The organism is Xylanibacter rarus, assembly GCF_001275135.1.
Classification (GTDB): Bacteria; Bacteroidota; Bacteroidia; order Bacteroidales; family Bacteroidaceae; genus Prevotella; species Prevotella rara.
Window position 1 is genome coordinate 37,385 of sequence record NZ_LFQU01000021.1, and the last position, 19,676, is coordinate 57,060.

The 19,676-nt window shown below is 39.0% G+C and carries 15 protein-coding genes; 1 reads left to right on the forward strand and 14 read right to left on the reverse strand.

The window, feature by feature from the left end; all coding sequences use genetic code 11:
- Positions 1–144: 144 nt before the first annotated feature.
- The 9 genes from ACU52_RS10690 to pyrB all read right to left on the reverse strand — a co-directional run bounded on the left by ACU52_RS10690 (position 145) and on the right by pyrB (position 8,925).
- Entirely contained in the window at positions 145–879 is a 735-nt protein-coding gene (locus tag ACU52_RS10690; protein WP_053398769.1) for a PP-loop family protein, read from the reverse strand.
- A 31-nt stretch (positions 880–910) separates the two neighbouring features.
- Positions 911–1,279: a DMT family protein gene (locus ACU52_RS10695; protein ID WP_021854333.1), complete on the reverse strand. Its 369-nt coding sequence runs from the start codon at positions 1,277–1,279 to the stop codon at positions 911–913.
- Positions 1,279–3,636: a bifunctional dihydroorotate dehydrogenase B NAD binding subunit/NADPH-dependent glutamate synthase gene (locus tag ACU52_RS10700; protein WP_053398770.1), complete on the reverse strand. Its 2,358-nt coding sequence runs from the start codon at positions 3,634–3,636 to the stop codon at positions 1,279–1,281. Before ACU52_RS10700 ends, ACU52_RS10695 begins: the two co-directional genes overlap by 1 nt.
- 104 nt (positions 3,637–3,740) lie before the next feature.
- Positions 3,741–5,030: a serine--tRNA ligase gene (gene serS, locus ACU52_RS10705; RefSeq protein WP_053398771.1), complete on the reverse strand. Its 1,290-nt coding sequence runs from the start codon at positions 5,028–5,030 to the stop codon at positions 3,741–3,743.
- 142 nt (positions 5,031–5,172) lie between these two features.
- Positions 5,173–5,436 carry a 50S ribosomal protein L27 gene (gene rpmA, locus ACU52_RS10710; protein WP_021854336.1) on the reverse strand — a complete coding sequence of 88 codons (264 nt, stop codon included), beginning with the start codon at positions 5,434–5,436 and terminating at the stop codon, positions 5,173–5,175.
- A gap of 19 nt (positions 5,437–5,455) precedes the next feature.
- On the reverse strand, positions 5,456–5,773 hold the full coding sequence (rplU, locus tag ACU52_RS10715; protein ID WP_021854337.1) for a 50S ribosomal protein L21: 318 nt from the start codon (positions 5,771–5,773) through the stop codon (positions 5,456–5,458).
- Positions 5,774–6,118: 345 nt separating this feature from the next.
- Positions 6,119–7,399, reverse strand: a complete 1,281-nt coding sequence (gene glyA / locus ACU52_RS10720; RefSeq protein WP_021854338.1) for a serine hydroxymethyltransferase — start codon at positions 7,397–7,399, stop codon at positions 6,119–6,121.
- 96 nt (positions 7,400–7,495) lie between these two features.
- Positions 7,496–7,951, reverse strand: a complete 456-nt coding sequence (gene pyrI, locus ACU52_RS10725) for an aspartate carbamoyltransferase regulatory subunit (RefSeq protein ID WP_021854339.1) — start codon at positions 7,949–7,951, stop codon at positions 7,496–7,498.
- A 26-nt stretch (positions 7,952–7,977) separates the two neighbouring features.
- Positions 7,978–8,925, reverse strand: a complete 948-nt coding sequence (gene pyrB / locus ACU52_RS10730; RefSeq protein ID WP_021854340.1) for an aspartate carbamoyltransferase — start codon at positions 8,923–8,925, stop codon at positions 7,978–7,980.
- 112 nt (positions 8,926–9,037) lie between these two features.
- On the opposite strand from pyrB, the gene ACU52_RS10735 reads away from it, so the two are divergent.
- On the forward strand, positions 9,038–11,338 hold the full coding sequence (locus ACU52_RS10735) for a transglycosylase domain-containing protein (protein ID WP_053398772.1): 2,301 nt from the start codon (positions 9,038–9,040) through the stop codon (positions 11,336–11,338).
- 304 nt (positions 11,339–11,642) lie between these two features.
- On the opposite strand, the gene ACU52_RS10740 is transcribed toward ACU52_RS10735, so the two are convergent.
- From ACU52_RS10740 to ACU52_RS10765, 5 genes are all read right to left on the reverse strand, one after another.
- Positions 11,643–14,189 (reverse strand): carboxypeptidase-like regulatory domain-containing protein, encoded by a 2,547-nt coding sequence (locus ACU52_RS10740; RefSeq protein WP_162207768.1) that lies wholly within the window; start codon positions 14,187–14,189, stop codon positions 11,643–11,645.
- A 60-nt stretch (positions 14,190–14,249) separates the two neighbouring features.
- Positions 14,250–15,065, reverse strand: a complete 816-nt coding sequence (locus ACU52_RS10745; protein WP_082335256.1) for a GLPGLI family protein — start codon at positions 15,063–15,065, stop codon at positions 14,250–14,252.
- Between the two features lie 168 nt (positions 15,066–15,233).
- On the reverse strand, positions 15,234–16,031 hold the full coding sequence (locus tag ACU52_RS10750) for a GLPGLI family protein (protein WP_082335257.1): 798 nt from the start codon (positions 16,029–16,031) through the stop codon (positions 15,234–15,236).
- Positions 16,032–16,182: 151 nt separating this feature from the next.
- The gene (locus tag ACU52_RS10755; protein ID WP_162207769.1) at positions 16,183–17,007 is read right to left on the reverse strand and encodes a GLPGLI family protein; all 825 of its coding nucleotides are present in this window, start codon (positions 17,005–17,007) and stop codon (positions 16,183–16,185) included.
- Between the two features lie 589 nt (positions 17,008–17,596).
- Positions 17,597–19,345 carry a hypothetical protein gene (locus ACU52_RS10765; RefSeq protein WP_147630846.1) on the reverse strand — a complete coding sequence of 583 codons (1,749 nt, stop codon included), beginning with the start codon at positions 19,343–19,345 and terminating at the stop codon, positions 17,597–17,599.
- Positions 19,346–19,676 lie beyond the last annotated feature (331 nt).

Here is a 19,676-nt window from a genome sequence, read left to right on the forward strand (position 1 = left end):
GTTTGGAATCCTTTTTGTATGAGTACAATGCTTTTACGAGATATATAGTACACCTCGATATGCAAAGATAGCGTAATTTGTTTGAAAGTGGAAAGGATAAATGTCTTTTTTGAATGGCGAAATTTTCGTTTAACTAAAATTAGGCTATTCTTCAATGAGTTTTCCATTCTTTTCTAATGCGTTCCAGATGGAATATCTTGCCTCATTATTCATTTTTTCAACTTCATTAAACAACAAACAGATATCATTTCTATGTGAATCAGTTTCATATGGACATAATTTAATCTGTTTTTTATAGTTGTTGTTTATTGCATATTGCTTGATATCTTTTTCTTCTTCTAGACATAAAGGACGAATTATTGTGATTGGCATTTTTCTCATTTTTAGGCGTACTGGCATGGTTGAAAAACTGCCTTGAAAATATAAATTCATCATAGTTGTATGAATTATGTCATCCATGTGATGTCCTAAAGCTATTTTATTGCATCCAAGTTCTTGAGCTATTGTGAACAACTGCTTGCGGCGATTCCATGAACATAGAAAACATGGTGATTTCCTTTTATCTGTCATGGCATTAAATTCTGTAGTCACAACATTAAACTTTATACCTCTACTTTCTGTGAAGTTTTTAAGATAAGATATATCTGATTCGTATTTTATGTTTGCCATTCTTATATGAAGTGCTTCGACAGAAAATGAAGGCTTATTTATTTTTAGTCTTCTACTGATTAAGTCTACTAGGCAAAGGGAATCTTTACCACCAGATATTCCGATCAAAATCTTATCATTATCACAAATAAGATTATAATCATAAATCGCTTTTTGAAAGCGACTTATGATTTTTCTTTCAAGTTTTTCGTTATCAGATAAAATAGGCATGATATATTGTTCTTATGATTAGAAATATTTGTTATTTCATAAAAACAAGATATACTGCACATATTATTAGTAAAAATGCAAGTACATGATTCCAATGCAGTGTTTGACCCTGAAACAGAATATTTGCTATTACGGCGAATACACCTAAACTTATACATTCTTGAATAACTTTAAGTTGTATAAGATTAAAAGGGCCTCCGTTATCTTGGAATCCGATGCGATTTGCAGGAACTTGACAGCAATATTCAAAGAATGCAATACCCCATGAAAAAAGAATAACTCCTATCATGGGCCATTTTGCTGATATTCCTGATGCTTGAAGTTTTAAATGCCCATACCAAGCAAGTGTCATAAACACATTGCTTAGTATGAGTAATATGATTGTATATAATCCATTCATTATTTATTTTCTTTCATGAGTTGTTTGTCCATGTTGTGAGCTGCGCGTCGTCCGTCACCCATTGCCAATATTACAGTAGCTCCACCTCTTACAATATCACCTCCTGCATAAATCTCTGGGCGCGAGCTTTGCATCTCATCATTTACAACTATGGTATTTTTGCGTCCGAGAGTTAAATCTTTAATAGATTTCGGTACTAACGGGTTTGGTGATACACCTATGGCTACTATGACTTGGTCAACGTCTATTGTGATTGTTTTACCTTCAACAGGTACAGGACTTCTTCTTCCTGACGCATCAGGCTCTCCTAAAGTCATAACTTGTAACACAGCCTGCTTTACAGCACCATTTTCATCCGATATATATTCTATCGGATTATGTAGGCACATAAAATTAATTCCCTCTTCTTTTGCATGTTTGACTTCCTCTAATCTTGCTGGCATTTCTGTTTCAGAACGTCTGTATACTAATGTAACGTCTGCTCCTAAACGTTTAGCTGTTCTACATGAATCCATCGCAGTATTTCCACCACCTACAACTAGTACATGTTTGCCAATATTTAGAGGTGTGTCGGTTGTTGGGTTGGCTGCATCCATTAGGTTTACACGTGTCAGGTATTCATTAGATGACATAATATTTATCAGATTTTCACCAGGTATGTTCATAAAATTAGGCAAACCGGCTCCAGAGCAGACGAAGATGCCTTTAAAACCATTACTCTCAAGCTGTTCTATACTGATAGTTTTTCCTATAATGCAGTCTGTTTGGAAATGAACTCCCATTTTTCGTAGGTTGTCAATTTCTACATCTACGATCTTGTTTGGAAGACGGAATTCTGGTATACCATATTTAAGCACTCCACCTATTTCATGTAAAGCTTCAAATACATATACGTCATATCCCTTTTTTATCATGTCCCCTGCAAAGCTTAGTCCAGCAGGCCCAGAGCCGACAACAGCAATCTTAATACCGTTGGAAGAACTTATTTCTGGTAATGAGATCTGTCCACTTTCACGTTCATAATCTGCAGCAAAACGTTCAAGGTATCCAATTGCAACAGCAGGTTCATTCATCTTAAGATGTATACATTGGCTTTCACACTGCTTTTCCTGTGGACAAACACGTCCACATACAGCAGGTAGGGCAGAGGTGTTTTTAAGTACTTTAGCAGCGGCTAAGAACTGGCCTCGTTCAATATTCTTGATGAATGACGGAATATTGATATTAACCGGACAGCCTTCTATACATGTTGCTTTGGCACAGTCAAGGCATCTTTTAGCCTCAGTCATAGCCATCTCCTTTGTCAAACCCTTATTAACTTCTTCATATCTTGTGGTAGAGCGATAAGAAGGATCTAATTCTGGCATTATTACTCGTTTAATGGCAGTCCGCTCTTTAGGTTTCATCGTTGCACGCAGAGCTTTACGCCATTCTGAGTTTCTGTCTGTCAAAACGTCTATAGGTTCGTCTGTATTTTGGTCGTTTGCGCTAATTAGGTGCTCTTCTTTATCCCCATTGCTTTGTTTTGTCGCATTTAGGTGCTCTTCAAAATGTTCTAGTTCTTCTTGTTCTGCACGTTTGAATGTCCCCATGCGTTTAAACATTTCATCCCAGTCAACTAATGCTCCGTCAAATTCAGGACCGTCAATGCAAACAAACTTTGTCTTTCCACCAATAGTAAGTCGACATGCACCGCACATTCCAGTACCATCGACCATGATTGTATTTAGGGATACATCTGTTGGGATATTGTATTTCTGTGTGAGCATGCAACTAAACTTCATCATAATAGGAGGTCCGATAGCAAAAACTTTATCAATATGTTCTTGATTTATAAGTTTTTCAATACCGACTGTTACGACTCCTTTTTCCCCATAAGACCCGTCATCTGTCATTATTATAGTTTCATCACTATTCTCTCGGACTTCATTTTCAAGTATAATTAAATCTTTGTTTCGTCCTGCAATTACAGATAAAACTCTATTGCCTGCTGCTTTTAATGCTTTTATAATAGGAAGCATTGGAGCAACTCCAACTCCGCCTCCTGCACATATTACGGTTCCAAATTTTTTAATGTCTGTAGGATTTCCAAGTGGTCCAACAACGTCTGTAATATAATCTCCGACGTTCAGATTACACATCTTAATTGATGACAGACCTACTTTTTGCACAACCATTGTAATGGTTCCTTTTTCTATGTCTGCATCTGCAATTGTGAGCGGCATACGTTCGCCATTTTCGCCAATTCTTACAATCACAAAATTACCGGCTTTCCGGCTTTTTGCAATCAGTGGTGCTTCTACTTCAAAGAGAAATACTTTCTCTGAGAATTGTTCCTTACGGATAATCTTGTTCATTGTTGTTTTATGGTGTAGTATTTAATAATTAAGGTGTTATATAATTTATGGTTTATGGTAGCAAACCATAAACCATAAATTTAGGTTTTGCAATAGACTTGTAATTAAAAGTTATTATTGTCAAGCATATCGAATCCGCAGTATGGTATAAGCGCTTTGGGAACTTTAATACCTTCTGGTGTTTGATTGTTTTCAATTATTGTAGCTACAATGCGAGGTAAAGCTAATGCAGAGCCATTTAATGTGTGGCACAGTTCTGTTTTTTTTGTTTCAGAATTGCGATAGCGGCATTTTAGACGATTAGCCTGATAACTTTCGAAGTTGCTGACAGATGAAACTTCGAGCCATTTCTTTTGTGCAGCGCTATAGACTTCAAAGTCATAGCAAATAGCTGATGTAAAACTCATGTCTCCTCCACAAAGACGTAAAATGTGATATGGCAATTCTAGTTTCTGACACAATCCTTCAACATGTGCAAGCATTTCATTAAGTGATTCATAAGAATGTTCTGGCTTATCTATGCGGACAATTTCAACCTTATCAAATTGATGTAATCTGTTAAGTCCTCTCACGTCTTTACCATATGAACCAGCCTCACGTCTGAAACATGCAGAATATGCACATCTTTTGATTGGAAGATCTTTCTCGTCCAATATGACGTCTCTGAATATATTGGTTACAGGAACTTCTGCTGTAGGAATAAGATAAAGATTGTCCATGTTGCAATGATACATTTGACCTTCCTTGTCTGGTAACTGGCCTGTTCCGTATCCAGATGCTTCATTTACTACATATGGAGGTTGTATTTCCAAGTATCCGCTTTTACGTGCTTCTTCAAGAAAAAATGCTTCGAGCGCTCTTTGAAAACGTGCCATCTTTCCTATATATATAGGGAATCCGGCTCCTGTAATTTTTACACCTAAATCGAAGTTTATTAAATTGAATTTTTTGCATAGATCCCAATGGCATAAAGCATCTTCTGGAAGGTCGGGTATTTGTCCGCCTTCTTTTACGATAACATTATCTGATGCATCTTTACCTTCCGGAACATCGTCGTTTGGAATGTTGGGGATTGTACAGAGTAGTTCTGTCAGTTTTTCTTGGGTTTTATCTAATTGATGCTCAAGATTTTTGGCACTTTCTTTTAGCTTGGATACATTTTCTTTAATCGCATTGGCTTCGTCTGTTTTCTTTTCTTTCATTAGAGAGCCAATTTGTGCTGACAACAATTTGCATTCCTGCAGATTTTTGTCAAGCTTTTGCTGGGTTTCACGTCTGGTCTTATCCAATGCTAAGACATTGTCAATAGCCTCTTTGGCACCATTAAAGTGTTTTTTCTCAAGCCCTTTAATTACACGTTCAGTTTCTTCACTGATGAGTTTTAGTGTAAGCATACAAATTTATATTTTATAATAACAGATGCAAATTTACAAAAAATATTTTTTGTAGCGACTAAAAAAAGCAAAAATCCCGATTCTCGTGTGAGAAAAGGGATTCTTGTGTTTGTTTGGAATAAATAATTAAAAATTCTTTTGTTTAAGCTTCTGCTTCAGGTATTACAGATACAACACTCTTGTCTCTGCGGCCCTTGTGGAAATTAACCACGCCGTCAACCAAAGCATAAAGAGTATCATCTTTACCAATACCTACGTTCTTGCCAGGGTTGTGCTTAGTACCACGCTGACGAACAATAATGTTACCAGCAATTACTTTCTGACCACCCCAAATCTTAACGCCTAATCTTTGAGAAGCTGACTCACGTCCGTTCTTAGAACTACCTACACCTTTTTTATGTGCCATTTTTTGTTCCTCCTAAAATTTAAGCGATTACTTCTTTGATTTGTACTTCAGTGAATTGAGCACGATGTCCGTTCTTCTTACGGTAATCTTTTCTGCGCTTCATCTTGAAAACGATGACTTTGTCACCTTTTACAAGAGGATTTACAACTTCACATACTACCTTTGCACCGTCTACGGTTGGTGCACCTACCTGTACTGAACCTTCTTTGTCGACAAGCAGTACCTTGTCGAATTCAACAGCCTGGCCTTCTTTCACATCTTTCATGTGGTGAACGAACAGTTTCTTGCCCTGTTCTGCCTTAAACTGCTGACCGTTAATTTCTACAATTGCGTACATTTTATTATGTTAAACGGTTTTTTCCGTAAGGCGTATGACATCGTGTCATAGCTTGTTTGAGCCTATACGGACTAAATCGGCTGCAAAATTATAACAAATAATTTAAACTTCCAAATTTTTTGTGTTTGTTGGTTTGGTTGTTGTAATAAAAATATTTAAAAATCCTTTCTTGGTCTATCATTGTGCGATTTTACATCTTGCTTTGTTCTGTATTTGGGTAGTCTTATCGTTTTAGTGTTATATATGGATATTATTTATCTATTTGTCGTCAATGTAAATATAAATAATATGGCATGCCTCAGGTAATGTAGGCATGCCATAATAATATATTACTTTCTGTTTATATTAATATGCAAAAAGTGGGTATTTTGACATTGTTTCATTCACTCTTTGACGCACTGAAGAAATTACGTTTTCATCTTCAGGACTGTTCAGAACTTCTTCAATAAGGTCTGCGATAAGAACCATGAGGTCTTCTTTTGCTCCTCTTGTTGTTATAGCAGGAGTGCCAAGACGTATTCCTGATGTTTGGAATGCACTGCGTGTATCATACGGAACCATATTCTTATTTACGGTTATATCAGCAGCAACTAATGCACTTTCTGCAACTTTTCCTGTAAGATCAGGATATTTAGAACGCAGGTCAACGAGCATAGAGTGGTTGTCTGTTCCTCCACTTACGATAGTAAAGCCGCGTTTAATGAGTTCGTCAGCAAGTACAGTCGCATTTTTCTTAACTTGCATAGCCCATTCTTTAAATTCTGGTTGTAGTGCTTCATTAAATGCTACTGCTTTTGCTGCTATTACATGCTCCAGCGGTCCGCCCTGTGTACCAGGGAATACAGCACTGTTAAGAAGCTGACTCATCATCTTGATTTGACCTTTAGGTGTCTTCTTACCCCATGGATTCTCAAAGTCTTTACCCATAAGGATAATACCGCCTCTTGGGCCACGTAGTGTTTTGTGAGTTGTAGATGTTACAATATGTGCATATTTAACAGGATTATCCAAAAGGCCAGCGGCAATAAGACCTGCAGGATGAGCCATGTCAACCATCAAAATTGCTCCTACTTTGTCTGCAATTTCACGCATGCGTTTGTAATCCCATTCGCGGCTATATGCTGAACCACCGCCAATGATTAATTTGGGCTTATGCTCGATTGCCAGTTTTTCCATCTCGTCATAGTCAACGCGACCAGTTTCTTTGTCGAGATTGTATCCTACAGCATTATATAATATACCTGATGTGTTTACACTTGAGCCATGAGACAAGTGACCTCCATGGGCAAGGTTAAGCCCAAGGAACGTATCTCCTGGATTTAATACAGTTAAAAGAACAGCAGCATTTGCCTGTGCTCCAGAGTGAGGCTGAACATTTGCGAATTCTGCACCAAAAAGTTTTTTTACGCGTTCGATAGCCAGTGTTTCAACTTCGTCTACCACACCGCAACCGCCATAATAGCGTTTTCCTGGAAGGCCTTCTGCATACTTGTTTGTCAAGTATGAGCCCATAGCCTGCATAACTTCATCACTTACAAAGTTCTCTGAGGCAATGAGTTCCATTCCCTTTAACTGTCTTTGATGTTCTCTTTCGATGAGGTCGAAAATTACTTGATCTCTTTCCATACGATAGATTTTAATATGAATGTTGTGTTTAGGTTATTAATAGTTATGCAAAAATATAAAAAAATATCGATGCATGCAAGATAATTATTCTATAACTTATACGAGTTTAACCTTATTAATATCTTGTTCCTTGTCGCAATAATGACATTTAATAATGCCATTTTCTTTATCTATTACATGGAACACGGTTTTCATCGGTTCATTATTTGTAATACACTTAGGATTATTGCATTTGATGATTCCTTGAAGTTCGTTGGGTGTAACGACTTTTTTCTTCTCAACAACCTCATAGTTGCGTATGATGTTGAGAACGACATTTGGAGCAACAACAGAAAGTCTTGAGATTTCTTCATCTGTGAAGAATTTGTCCTCGACTTTGATAATTCCTTTATGTCCGATTTTCTTTGACAGATAATTATAGCCTATAGTAACTACAGTTTTCAAATTCTGAAGTCCTAAAATATTGGCCACTTCGTATGTCTTTTCTGAAGGTATATGGTCAATGACGGTACCATTTTCTATTGCTGCTACCAATCTTTCTTTCTTGCTCATTGTTTACTGGCTTAATAAAGTTCTGCTTATTTAATAATAGTAGGGTCGTTAGTGATTTCATCCATAGACAAGCCTAGCACGTCGCATATGATAGCCTCACGTGCATAAAGGCCGTTTTGTGCCTGCTGGATATAATATGCATGCGGATTTGTGTCAACCTCATATTCTATTTCGTTAACACGTGGAAGCGGATGCAATATTTTCATGTTATCCCTTGCGTTATTGAGCATGTCGTTTTTTAGAATATAAACATTTTTTACTTTCTCATATTCCATTAAGTCAGAGAATCTTTCTTTCTGTACTCGTGTCATATATAGAATGTCGGCCTCGTTTATTATTTTTTCGTTGAATGCCGTATGTTCCACATATTTTATATTATGTTCTTTACAATAAATTTTATATTCATTAGGCATTGCAAGTTCCTTTGGTGCAATGAAATGGAACGTTGGATTGAAGTGTCTCATTGCCATGATAAGTGAGTGAACAGTTCTTCCGTATTTCAAATCACCAACGAGACATATATTCAGATTTTCAAGTGTGCCTTGCGTCTTGTATATTGAGTATAAATCAAGCATACATTGTGAGGGGTGTTGGTGTGCACCGTCTCCAGCATTAATAATTGGTATTGGGGCAACTTCACTTGCATACTGTGCAGCACCTTCAATATAGTGGCGCATTACAATCGCATCGGCGTAGTTGGATACCATTAATATCGTATCCTTTAATGTTTCTCCTTTAGTCGCGCTTGTTACTTTCGCGTCACTAAATCCTATAACACGTGCTCCAAGTCTATTTGCTGCAGTTTCAAAACTTAGGCGAGTACGTGTAGAAGGTTCAAAGAAAAGCGTAGCTACAACCTTGCCTTTTAGAATTTCTCTGTTAGGATGTTTTTCAAACTCTTGTGCCAACTTTATCATGTAAAGAATTTTCTCCTTTGATAAATCAGCAATAGTTACAAAATTATGTTTTCCCATTAATGTAGTGTTTCTAATTCGACCGCTAAGTTAAGCATTATTTTTAATTTATGATTGATATTTCAAAAGAAAAATAGTATTTTTGCAGCTAATTAGTTTTTTATTATAAATAATGAGAAAAACATTTGTGCGTATCCTTTGGGGAACGCTTTGTGCGGTTATAGTATTTTTGGCTGTTAGTTTTACTTCCATATGGTTTGGATGGATTGGTTATATGCCAGATTTGGAAGATTTGCAAAACCCTATTAGCCGATATGCCTCTCAGGTTTATTCTGTAGACGGCAAGATTCTTGGTACATATAATATGAATCGTGAAAATAGGGTACATGTTGATTATGATGGTATATCACCTTATTTGGTTCAGGCTTTGGTCGCTACAGAAGACGAACGATTTTACGATCATTCCGGCATAGATTTTATCGCATTAACTCGTGCTGTTGTAAAACGTGGAATTTTAGGACAGAAAAGCGCAGGTGGCGGTTCAACAATAACCCAGCAACTTGCAAAGCAACTCTATTCAGCTACAGCTAAAAGCACACTTGAACGTTTGTTGCAGAAGCCAATAGAATGGGTTATTGCTGTGAAACTTGAGCGTTTTTATACAAAAGAAGAAATAATAACAATGTACCTTAATTATTTCGACTTTCTCCATAATGCCGTAGGCATCAAGACCGCTGCTGATGTTTATTTTGACAAGGATCCTAAAAATCTTACATTGACAGAGTCTGCCACACTTATTGGCTTGTGTAAGAATCCTTCTTATTTTAATCCTGTAAGATATCCTGAAAGATGTACAGATCGTCGTAATGTTGTTCTGGGGCAAATGTTGAAAGCTGGATATCTTACAAATGAAGAATATCAGAAAGCTCATGATGAGCCTTTGGCTCTTAATTTTCATCGTGTTGACCATAAGGATGGTATTGCAACTTATTTTAGGGAGTTTTTAAGACAATACATTATGGCTCAAAAACCAACGTTGGAAGATTATCCATCTTGGAATAGGGTTCAGTTTACAATTGATTCTTTGGCATGGGAGACTGATCCTTTGTATGGCTGGTGTAATAAGAATCATAAGAAGAATGGTGAACCTTATAATGTGTATACAGATGGTTTGAAGATTTTTACAACAATAGATTCCAGAATGCAGAAGTATGCTGAGGAGGCCGTATTGAAGCATGTGGGGAATTATCTTCAGCCGGCTTTTACGAAAGAGAACAGAACAAAGCCAAACGCTCCGTTTACTAATGCTCTTACTGCTGCAGAGGTAAAAGGAATTCTGAACAGGTCTATAAGACAGAGCGAGAGATATAGGGCAATGAAAGAGCAAGGTGCTACGGAAAATGAAATACAAAAAGCATTTAGAACACCTGTTGAGATGTCCGTATTCACGTATCATGGTGATGTAGATACAGTGATGACACCGCTTGATTCAATTCGTTATATAAAATCATTCTTGCGTTCTGGTTTTGTTAGTATGGATCCGCATAATGGTGCTGTCAAGGCTTATGTGGGAGGCGTAGATTTTACTCATTTTACTTATGATATGGCTACACAGGGGCGCAGGCAGGTAGGATCAACGATAAAGCCGTTCCTTTATGCTTTAAGTATGTCTAACGGTATGTCGCCTTGTGATGTTGCACCCAATGTTCAGAGATCTTATGGCAACTGGACACCAAGAAATGGCAGTCGGTCAAGATATGGACAAATGGTAACTCTGAAATGGGGGCTTGCACAGTCGAACAACTGGATATCTGCGTATTTGATGAGTCGTATTAATCCTCAGGATTTTTTGCGTATATTGCGTGATTTCGGTATAAACACTTATGGCGTATATCCGTCTATTGTACTTTGTCTTGGCCCTAACGAAGCCTCTGTATGTGAGATGGTAAGTGCTTACACTACGTTTGCAAATCATGGAATACATTGTTCGCCTATGTTTGTTTCAAAGATAGAGGACAACGAAGGCAACGTAATAGCCACGTTCCAGCCACGTATGAATGAGGTGATAAGCGAAGAGAGTGCTTATAAAATGCTCGAGATGCTTAAGGCTGTGATGGATGGTGGTACAGGTAGCCGAATGAGATATAAGTATAAGGTTGAGTGTGATATGGGGGGCAAGACTGGTACCACCAACCGTAATGCCGATGCTTGGTTTATGGGTTTCACGCCATCTTTGGTAAGCGGCTGTTGGGTTGGCGGTGAAGATCGTGACATTCACTTCGACTCTACCAGGATGGGACAGGGCGCCAATATGGCTTTGCCTATATGGGCGTATTACATGAAGAAGGTGTTTGCCGACCGTTCTTTGGGATACGATCCTAACGAGAAGTTTGATATACCTGAAGATTTCAACCCCTGTGTTTCAGAGTTTGATGACTATAGCGCAGGAGGTATTGAAGAGGTGTTCGAATAGCAATTAATTATTATCCGATAGTTCGTTATTATTGAGCAATACAAAAATAAGAGGGTGGGGCTAATTGTTTAGCCTCACCCTCTTATTTTTTCAGATACCATCACATTTACTTCAAATCAGTCATTAGTTCATATATATTTTTATCTTTTTTGCACATCCATACTTTCAGCCGCATTTCTATTTTATATTAGCGAAAAATAGTACTAAGATCCGTTCAACATAAAGCAAAAATACAGTTTCAATTCTGATGACGATTCTGTTCTTTTAGCCAGCAACGCTATGAATTTTTACGGTCATTCTGTCACTACAAACTGAAACGTACCTTGAACAATATTTCTCGTGGACGCAGACGGGTGGATGTATATATGCGTTGTGTGTCTGTGAAATATCGGCGCTCAAACAGATCTTTACCAAACAGGTTATGACAAGCTGCGCCTATCTCAATGTGTCGTGTCTTGTATGTTATCGAAAGGTCGGAAAACAATGTTGTCGACACCGATTCGTCGTTGCTGTGATACATCTCGTTGTCAAACTCAATAATCCAGTTGCCAGGCATGATATATGTGCGCAGTTTATGGGTAAAATAACATAATGTTTCGTCATAACCGTCTGTACTCTCCTGATTGGTCTGATGGTTACGGTTTAGTGAAGACGTCAAGTCGGCAGAAAGCCAATATAGAGGCTTAATAGAGATGTTGAGCTTTATCTCGCTGCTTCCCATTCTGAATGGCTGCACATTGTCATTTATGAGCATGCTGTAGTTGTTCCATGTCTGCCGTGCAGATAATTTAAGCAACAGACCGGCCCAGTCGAAGCTCTTACTTGCCGAGCCGTTAAGCGTAATCATGCTTACGGACGAGCGTTGGTCTGACGGAGTGCTGCAATAAACATTATCTACAAGTTCACCCTTATACATCAGCATGTTGCCCATACGGCTGTAGACGATTCCGCCATTGGCAAAAAATCCGCTTATCACGTTCTTGTATCTTGCAGCGGCATTCAATACGAAAGCGTCAATATAGTCAAGCTGTCCGTTGCCGCGACGTGCTGTTATATAGTCGGTGAACACCAGAGTCGGCATGGATGTCAGCGCGTCCTGCGGCATCCATGAATATGAGCCGCATGCCGTAAGTTGCCATCGAGCCGTTGGCTCATAGCTGAAATAGAGTGAAGGGTCTGCCGTAAACTTATGTGCCGACAGCGAATTCAGACTGCGGTATCGCCAGTTTATCGGCACATTAAGACTGATACTTACGTCGTGTGTCTTGATGCTTATGTCAGGAGATACGTAAACCCTATATTCATCATATTTATCGGTGGCTGTGTTCACTGCGTTTTCTACATCAATGTTCTGCCGTTTCAGGTCAAATCCTACGGTATATGTAATATTCAGCAACCACAATCTGTGCCTGAAGTTTGTATAAGTTTTCCAGTCTAACTGACCTATGTTGAGCGTCTCTGCCGATCCGTCTGATATGAGCAGCGTTCCGGGTTTATAATGATAAGCTGCAGCTGAACTTAACGAGAAGCTGTTTCCGCCTGAAAAATTCTTAATGAAACGCAGATTGTCTGCCACATATCTTTCACGCGGTCTTACGCTCTGCTGCGTTGTCTGTCCGTTAAGTACAGATGTACCGAGGCTGCGGTTAAAGTCAGCATATCCTTTAAGGGTGTTTACAAGATATAGCCGGTCTTTATTCTCTTTATACATCAGTTCGCCTTCATATTCGTTGCGGTATGCCCGTGCGTCGTTGTCCTGTGTTATCACGGCTCCGCTGCCTAAGTCGGTATAAACCGTTTGCGACTGCTGCCGCTCCAGACTCTTGTCGAACAGCCCCGTAAGTTGAAGTCGCAGGTCGTTGTCTGCCGCCGTCTTAAACAGCCAGTTGGTGGCAAGTATATGTGTGTTGTTAAACATGGTTCGGCTTTCGTCAAGTCCTGTTCTGCCAAGACCAATGCCTGAAAGCAGTCCGCCCGCAGTCGGCACGCTCTCTTCGAGCGATGCCAATGAGCCAACTTCGCTGCTTATGTCCTTGCCTGTATTGTTGCATTTATACATTGATATGCTCTGCATCTTGCGCGAAAACAGCATTGCCAGTGCCCGACTGTCATACAATGCGTCTGTTTTGCCCTGCAGAGTGGCGCCTCCGCCAAGCGACAGTTCTCCCTGCCACATATCCTTCACCTTCTCGTCGAGCACGATGTTAAGCGCAGCCTGGTCACTGAACACAACATCCTTAAGTGTCTTCACAGGCTGATGATTCTCCATCACCTGCACCTTCTTCACTTTGCCGGCATCTATGTTGTTGCTCGCTACGCCATATTTGCTGCCCATGAGGTCCATGCCTTCAATATAAAACTTGTTAATACTTTTGCCCTGATATGTTATGCTGCCGTCTTTTCCAACTTCCATTCCGGGCATACGTGATATGACGTCGGCTATAGAGCGGTCGTTTTTCTGACGGAAACTGCTCACCAGATAGTCTATCGTGTCGCCGCGCTGCGTTATCTTGTCCGGTTTCACCTTCACTTCTTTTAGCGCGAAAGCTTCTTCCCTCATGGTTATTGTCCGTCCGTCTTTATATGTCTTTGCAGCCAGCGTAACCGTGGCATAGCCCATACTTCTGAATACGAGCGAGTCGGTTTGTCCGTCTTCTCCTTCATACTTCAGCGTAAAGGCTCCCGTCTTAGCCGTTATGGCGTATGCTCTTATGCGTCCTGCTGTGCTTTTAAGCATAACCGACACTCCGGGGAGCGGCTTACCGCCCTCATCCTTAACAACGCCCGTAAATGTCCGGGCATTAAGCAGCAGTGGAATCATAAGTAAAATCAGGACAAATATCTTTTTCATAATTGGGCATAATTTATTTTTCATATAATCATAAGCGGTTTCATTACTAAGGCTGAAAGGTTAAGGCCTGTATGTCTCCATCAGATTCACCGGCTTTTTCTTCAATGCTTCAGTGTTTCCTGTTTCCATATAATGTTTGGTGAACGGAACACCGTTTACCTTTTCCATATAAAGTTTTATGTTGGCAAAATATTCCTTGTAGATGTCTTGCAGCTCCAAAGGAGTACAGTCTACATACTTTTGCTTGTCGACCGCCAACAGTCGCCCGTCGCCTTTTTCTATGGCTGTGCATGCAAACGAGAATGTTCCTGTTTCGTCAGCAGCCTTTAGTATCAGTCCAGGCAAGCCGCACAATTTCCACGGGCCGTCAGCTATGGGTATGTCGGTGGTAAACCATACGTGCCATCTGCGCCCGCGCAATTCGCCCACAGCGCTTTGGCATCTATAGCCAGCCACGGTGCTGTCGCTTCCTGTCAGAGTCCATTCTATATGTGGCATGTCTTCTTCATATTTAAAGAAATCTATCAGCACTCTGTCGACATACACCAGTCTTCCCGGTGATGGAATATTCTTATAAATGTGATACGCCTGCCCGCTTTGATATGGCTTAACCTGCTTGCGTATCTTCTCTAAGTTTATTTGCCCTGTAGCATTCATGCTGTCCATCAGGGCTTCTTTCATTCTGTTCATCCAACTGTAAAAGTGTGACGCACTGTTGCCTACGTCAAGCTTCATCACATCCTGTTTAGCTTCGTTTTCACCTTCTGCATTAGCATATCGCACCTGATATGTTACGCTAAGTCGAACACTGTCAGCTGTGGATGCAGACAGCGTCATAAACGACAACAACAAGAATATCATCATGTATTTTCTCATATCTTAGCTTATTATTTTTATGCAATGCATCAACATATTATCAGCCTCTCTTCATTAAGTTGCAATCCAATTTGTCATGGCATTGTTTCCTTACATGCTTAAAACTTTAAATTTTGTAGCGCGACAAGTATATGTCATAACGCAAAAGGCGCAGAGAGAGGGACGTAATCAGTGCGTAAACGGTTTTTCGTCTATTGATATTATCGCGCTCTTCCGTTTACTGCCGGGAATGGGCAGTGAGTTGCCGGTACGGGTGACAAGAAACTGTATTGGGTCGTCGTTATATTTATAATAAATCGTTTTGTATTCATCGTAAGTGCAATCTGTATAATTTCCCGAAGGCATTTCCACAAACATTCCGTTTCCGCTTGTTATAGATGTGCAGCAGAATGAATATATTCCGTCGGATTCAACAGCTTTGAGTATGAGTCCCGGCAGTCCGCGCAGTTTCCATGGACCGTCGCTTACCGGAATGTCTGCTGTGAACCATACAGTCCATCGTCTTCCACCTATATTCGTCCATGCCTTGCCACAGCTGTATCCGCATATCGTGGTGTCGCCATCTTCGATATTCCACTGCAGCCGTTTGTCAGCTTCAGTGTATTTCACTCCGTCTAACCCAAACGTATCATAAAACGTTATGCTGTCACCACCTGAAGGGCGCTTGCATACATGCCATTGCAAACCGCCTCCGCCCACGTTCTTTGCGCTGCTTATGGCTATGTCAAGTGGCAGATTGCTTTCATTTATCTTTTTCATCTGCTCGTCACGCAGCCTTTGAGCCTCGCTATAAAAATGAGACATGGTATGCCCCACATCCAATGCCATAACGTCATGAGTTTTATGTCCGTTGCCGTATGTGGCATAAGTTGTATTATATACGATGTGCAGCATAACACTGTCGGCTGTCTCGGCCGACAGTGCTGCCAAATGCAATAGGAAAAGTAATAAGATGTATTTTCTCATATATTATTTATTTAAAGGACATTACGAAATATCTGTCATACAAGTATTTTCTTATGGCTGGTTACAATTCATGAAGACAGCAACTAAACACTGTCACATCTTCAATGACCTCATACTTACGTTGGCAATTAAGGACATACATATATATTGTTTATTCTTTGTCATAATACTCTAGAAAATGCAACTTCGCCTTGGCATTAGCTTCAGGAACAAATTGGTTTATAACTTCTTGCGGAATTATAAGTCCATATATGTCACGCATATAAGTTAAAGGATCCGAAAGAAATTTTGTGCTAATTGTATATAACTTTTCCGGTGTACACCTTTCATATTTTCTGTTAACCATCTTTAAGGCTTTGCCCTCAGACTTCTCTATACCCACACATCTGAACGAGAAGATGTTTTCCGTATCAACAGCCTGCAATATCAGTCCGGGCAGTCCACAAAGTTTCCATGGGCCATCGCTTACAGCAATTTCAGGAGCAAACCATACATTCCATTTGCGTCTACGTAATTCTCCTTCAGCCTTTAAGCATCTGTAACCGCAGATAACGGTATCACCTTCAACAATACTCCAGTTTATTTGTGGCATATCCTCCTCACAAACAAATCTGTTGTCAAGTATATCCTCAGTGTAAGTCAATCGTCCGTCTGACGGAAAATTCTTATAAATGCCATAGGTCTGACCAACTTCAAGGGCGCGCGTCTCTTTTTCCAAACGCATTATGCTTATACTTCCACTCATATTCATGCTGTCCATCTTTGCCAGTTTCTGCTCAAAATAGTCGCTGAAAAAGTGTGATGAACGTTTTCCTATATCAAGACGCATCATATCACAGCGGTCAGACTTTCTATACTTTGAGTAGTTGTATTCAGATGTATAAACAATACTCATTATCACGCTGTCAGTTGTCTGGGCTGAAAGTGTAAAGCAGTTGATAAAGAAATACAACAAAAGAACCAATTTATATGCCATATTTAAATTCTTATATTCATTCAGTATGTACATAACTTTATTGAAGAAATACATTAAGATTTCTTCTATCATAAAATCAGCAACTTACAATTATCTTTTATACTTGTTTTTTATTTTTCTCACAATAAGCAATATCCCCGCAAATATCAGCAGGCAAGTTGCTATTACGGCCAGTTCATGCCAGTTGGTCAAATCTTCAAATACGTTGGCAAACATTGTGAGAAAAGAAACGTAAAAGAACAAACATGCGAGAGCATTTCTTCTCTTACGTATATCAAAATATATACCCACCGCAAGCAGCACAACTGTTATTAAAAGCTTAAATATAATCATATTTTGTCCACCCAAAATTTACATAAGTCTATTACCAATTATAATGCCTTATCCAGAATCTCCTGCCAAACCATCAGGCATTATTGCTACGAAAACGAAGATTGCACATATCGCAAATAATAAGGATACGGCTTTTTCATAGTTTCATATTCAACTTATACAAAAGTACAAATAATAGCGAAATATATGATAATATTTCACTTCACAAAACTTCACAAAATTACAATCTATTGATTTTCAGTTATTTACAATAGCGCTAAAGTTCTTTTATGAAATGGTCAAGATCTTTTGCTCCTCCCTTTTTTTGAAACATTTTAAAGTATAAGCGTGACTTTGCCATTCCGAGAGAGCTATATGAATAAGGTGAGATATTGCATATTTCTTTAGATGAAAGACCTGCTTTCACCATACAGCAAATCCATACTTCATTATCATTTATGTCTGGATAAAACTCTTTAAGACGTTTTGTAAAATTGTTGTATGCATTATTCAAGGCTTCAACAAGTCTGTGATAATCAGCAGAAGACGGTACGGCATTTGGAGTATGATACAATTTATATACATCCGTATCAGCCAAGTCAGCAACTAACAGCTCTTGGTGTTTTTGCTCATAGGCATATAGAGTTTCTTTATATTTTAGCATCTCCGTTTCATTGCGGATAAGCTTTTGATGGAGTTCTGACAACATCTTATTTGAATCTGACAGTTCATTTTCAAGAAGTTCTATACGTTGTTTGTTTTGTTGTGAACGCTGCTGTTCTTTTAAACTTCGTTCACGGAGATATCGTCTTACGCGCTCTTGCTGCTCTAAATACTTTTTCTTACGTTTTTGGTATATTTTTGCTAAGGCAAGACAGAAAATGATTATACATAATATCAGAACAAACAATGATATGACAAGATGTAAACGCGAAGATGTCAAATCAGCATTTCTACGTTCAACATCAAGCATACGTTCCATGCCGGACATAAAGTCTCCATATTCTACAATCTGATTTTTCATTAACGAATCTACATAATTTGAATAGAGACTATAATAACTTATTGCATCAGCTTGATCACCGGCTTTAATATATAAATTGGCTAAATCCAAAGATGCCTGTAAGTTTTGTTTTAAAGAACCATATTGCATCCCTTTTTTATTATAATAAATTGCAGAATCAAGATGTTCTGTATTTTCATAGTATACAGCTCTTATATAATAATTCGCTGATTTGTTATTTTCTGTATAGCCATTCAATGGTATATTAAATATATATTTTGCTTTATCCAATAAACCTTCTTTCATATATATAGCAGCCAATTCACCTCTTACCATATTATATAGATAACTGTCATTAATAGCCTTCGCTTTTTTTGCAGCCTTTTGATAATAAGGTATAGCAATGTCATTTCTGTTCAAATCACGATACGATCGTCCAATATCTCTCAATGAATAAACTTCTGTAACCTGTGCACCTGCCTGCTTGGCATATCCGTATGCCAACTTATTATATCGCAACGCATCTTTATGCAAGCCCTTCACTTCATAAACATATCCTGCCCATGTGGCAGAACGGGCTTTGTAGCGGTTTATGGCAGAATCGTTTTCAGACTCCACTTTAATTGCTTTGTTGAACGAGGTCAGGGCATGACCATAAAGATGCATGTCGCAATAGACGCGGCCGAGAAGATAATTAGCACGGACGCGCTGAAGGTCACTGCCATGACTATTATAATAGTTTGCTGCAGCGCGTATGGTTGAGTCTGACACATGTAGAATATAGCATTTGTCGTCGGCTTCGGTGCGCGACAATGCGTACCATAAGCGATAGTCTTTGCCAGAACGGCATATCTCAAGCGAGTCGCGCCTCAATATGGACAATGCGCTGTCTGGATGTCCTTCCATAAGACTGTCTGTCGTGCGCAATATACTTTCAATTCGGCCTCCGTCACGACATGAAAAGAATGTTGTGTAGAGCAACAAGAAGGGGAGTGCTTTTGTTATTAAAGAAGTTAAAGTCATATGCCTTGTAGTCTTTTATCTTAGTTTAAATTTACCAGCATTAAGCCTTACCGAAAGCATAGCTTGTAAAGTTGGTTTAAACACTTGGCATCAGCTCTTTTATATATTGCGTTTTTGCGTCTTGTGCGGTGAACTGACGAGTCCTGCGCAGTGCAAATATAGCGAAAGGCGAGTGCAATGCAAAACAAAAAACACTTTTTTTGAATTTGCATTGCCGAGTCGCATCCTATATTATGCAAATATAGCGAAAGGCGAGAGCATTGCAAAAAGCAAAAAACTTGTTTTTGATTTTTCGTATTGCCGAGCCAAATCCTATATTATGCAAATATAC

Excerpts from the sequence above, each read along its gene's own strand:
- ACU52_RS10690 (WP_053398769.1), bottom strand. The coding sequence starts at position 879 with ATGCCTATTTTATCTGATAACGAAAAACTTGAAAGAAAAATCATAAGT.
- ACU52_RS10695 (WP_021854333.1), bottom strand. The coding sequence starts at position 1,279 with ATGAATGGATTATATACAATCATATTACTCATACTAAGCAATGTGTTT.
- ACU52_RS10700 (WP_053398770.1), bottom strand. The coding sequence starts at position 3,636 with ATGAACAAGATTATCCGTAAGGAACAATTCTCAGAGAAAGTATTTCTC.
- serS (WP_053398771.1), bottom strand. The coding sequence starts at position 5,030 with ATGCTTACACTAAAACTCATCAGTGAAGAAACTGAACGTGTAATTAAA.
- rpmA (WP_021854336.1), bottom strand. The coding sequence starts at position 5,436 with ATGGCACATAAAAAAGGTGTAGGTAGTTCTAAGAACGGACGTGAGTCA.
- rplU (WP_021854337.1), bottom strand. The coding sequence starts at position 5,773 with ATGTACGCAATTGTAGAAATTAACGGTCAGCAGTTTAAGGCAGAACAG.
- glyA (WP_021854338.1), bottom strand. The coding sequence starts at position 7,399 with ATGGAAAGAGATCAAGTAATTTTCGACCTCATCGAAAGAGAACATCAA.
- pyrI (WP_021854339.1), bottom strand. The coding sequence starts at position 7,951 with ATGAGCAAGAAAGAAAGATTGGTAGCAGCAATAGAAAATGGTACCGTC.
- pyrB (WP_021854340.1), bottom strand. The coding sequence starts at position 8,925 with ATGGGAAAACATAATTTTGTAACTATTGCTGATTTATCAAAGGAGAAA.
- ACU52_RS10735 (WP_053398772.1), top strand. The coding sequence starts at position 9,038 with ATGAGAAAAACATTTGTGCGTATCCTTTGGGGAACGCTTTGTGCGGTT.
- ACU52_RS10740 (WP_162207768.1), bottom strand. The coding sequence starts at position 14,189 with ATGAAAAAGATATTTGTCCTGATTTTACTTATGATTCCACTGCTGCTT.
- ACU52_RS10745 (WP_082335256.1), bottom strand. The coding sequence starts at position 15,065 with ATGAGAAAATACATGATGATATTCTTGTTGTTGTCGTTTATGACGCTG.
- ACU52_RS10750 (WP_082335257.1), bottom strand. The coding sequence starts at position 16,031 with ATGAGAAAATACATCTTATTACTTTTCCTATTGCATTTGGCAGCACTG.
- ACU52_RS10755 (WP_162207769.1), bottom strand. The coding sequence starts at position 17,007 with ATGGCATATAAATTGGTTCTTTTGTTGTATTTCTTTATCAACTGCTTT.
- ACU52_RS10765 (WP_147630846.1), bottom strand. The coding sequence starts at position 19,345 with ATGACTTTAACTTCTTTAATAACAAAAGCACTCCCCTTCTTGTTGCTC.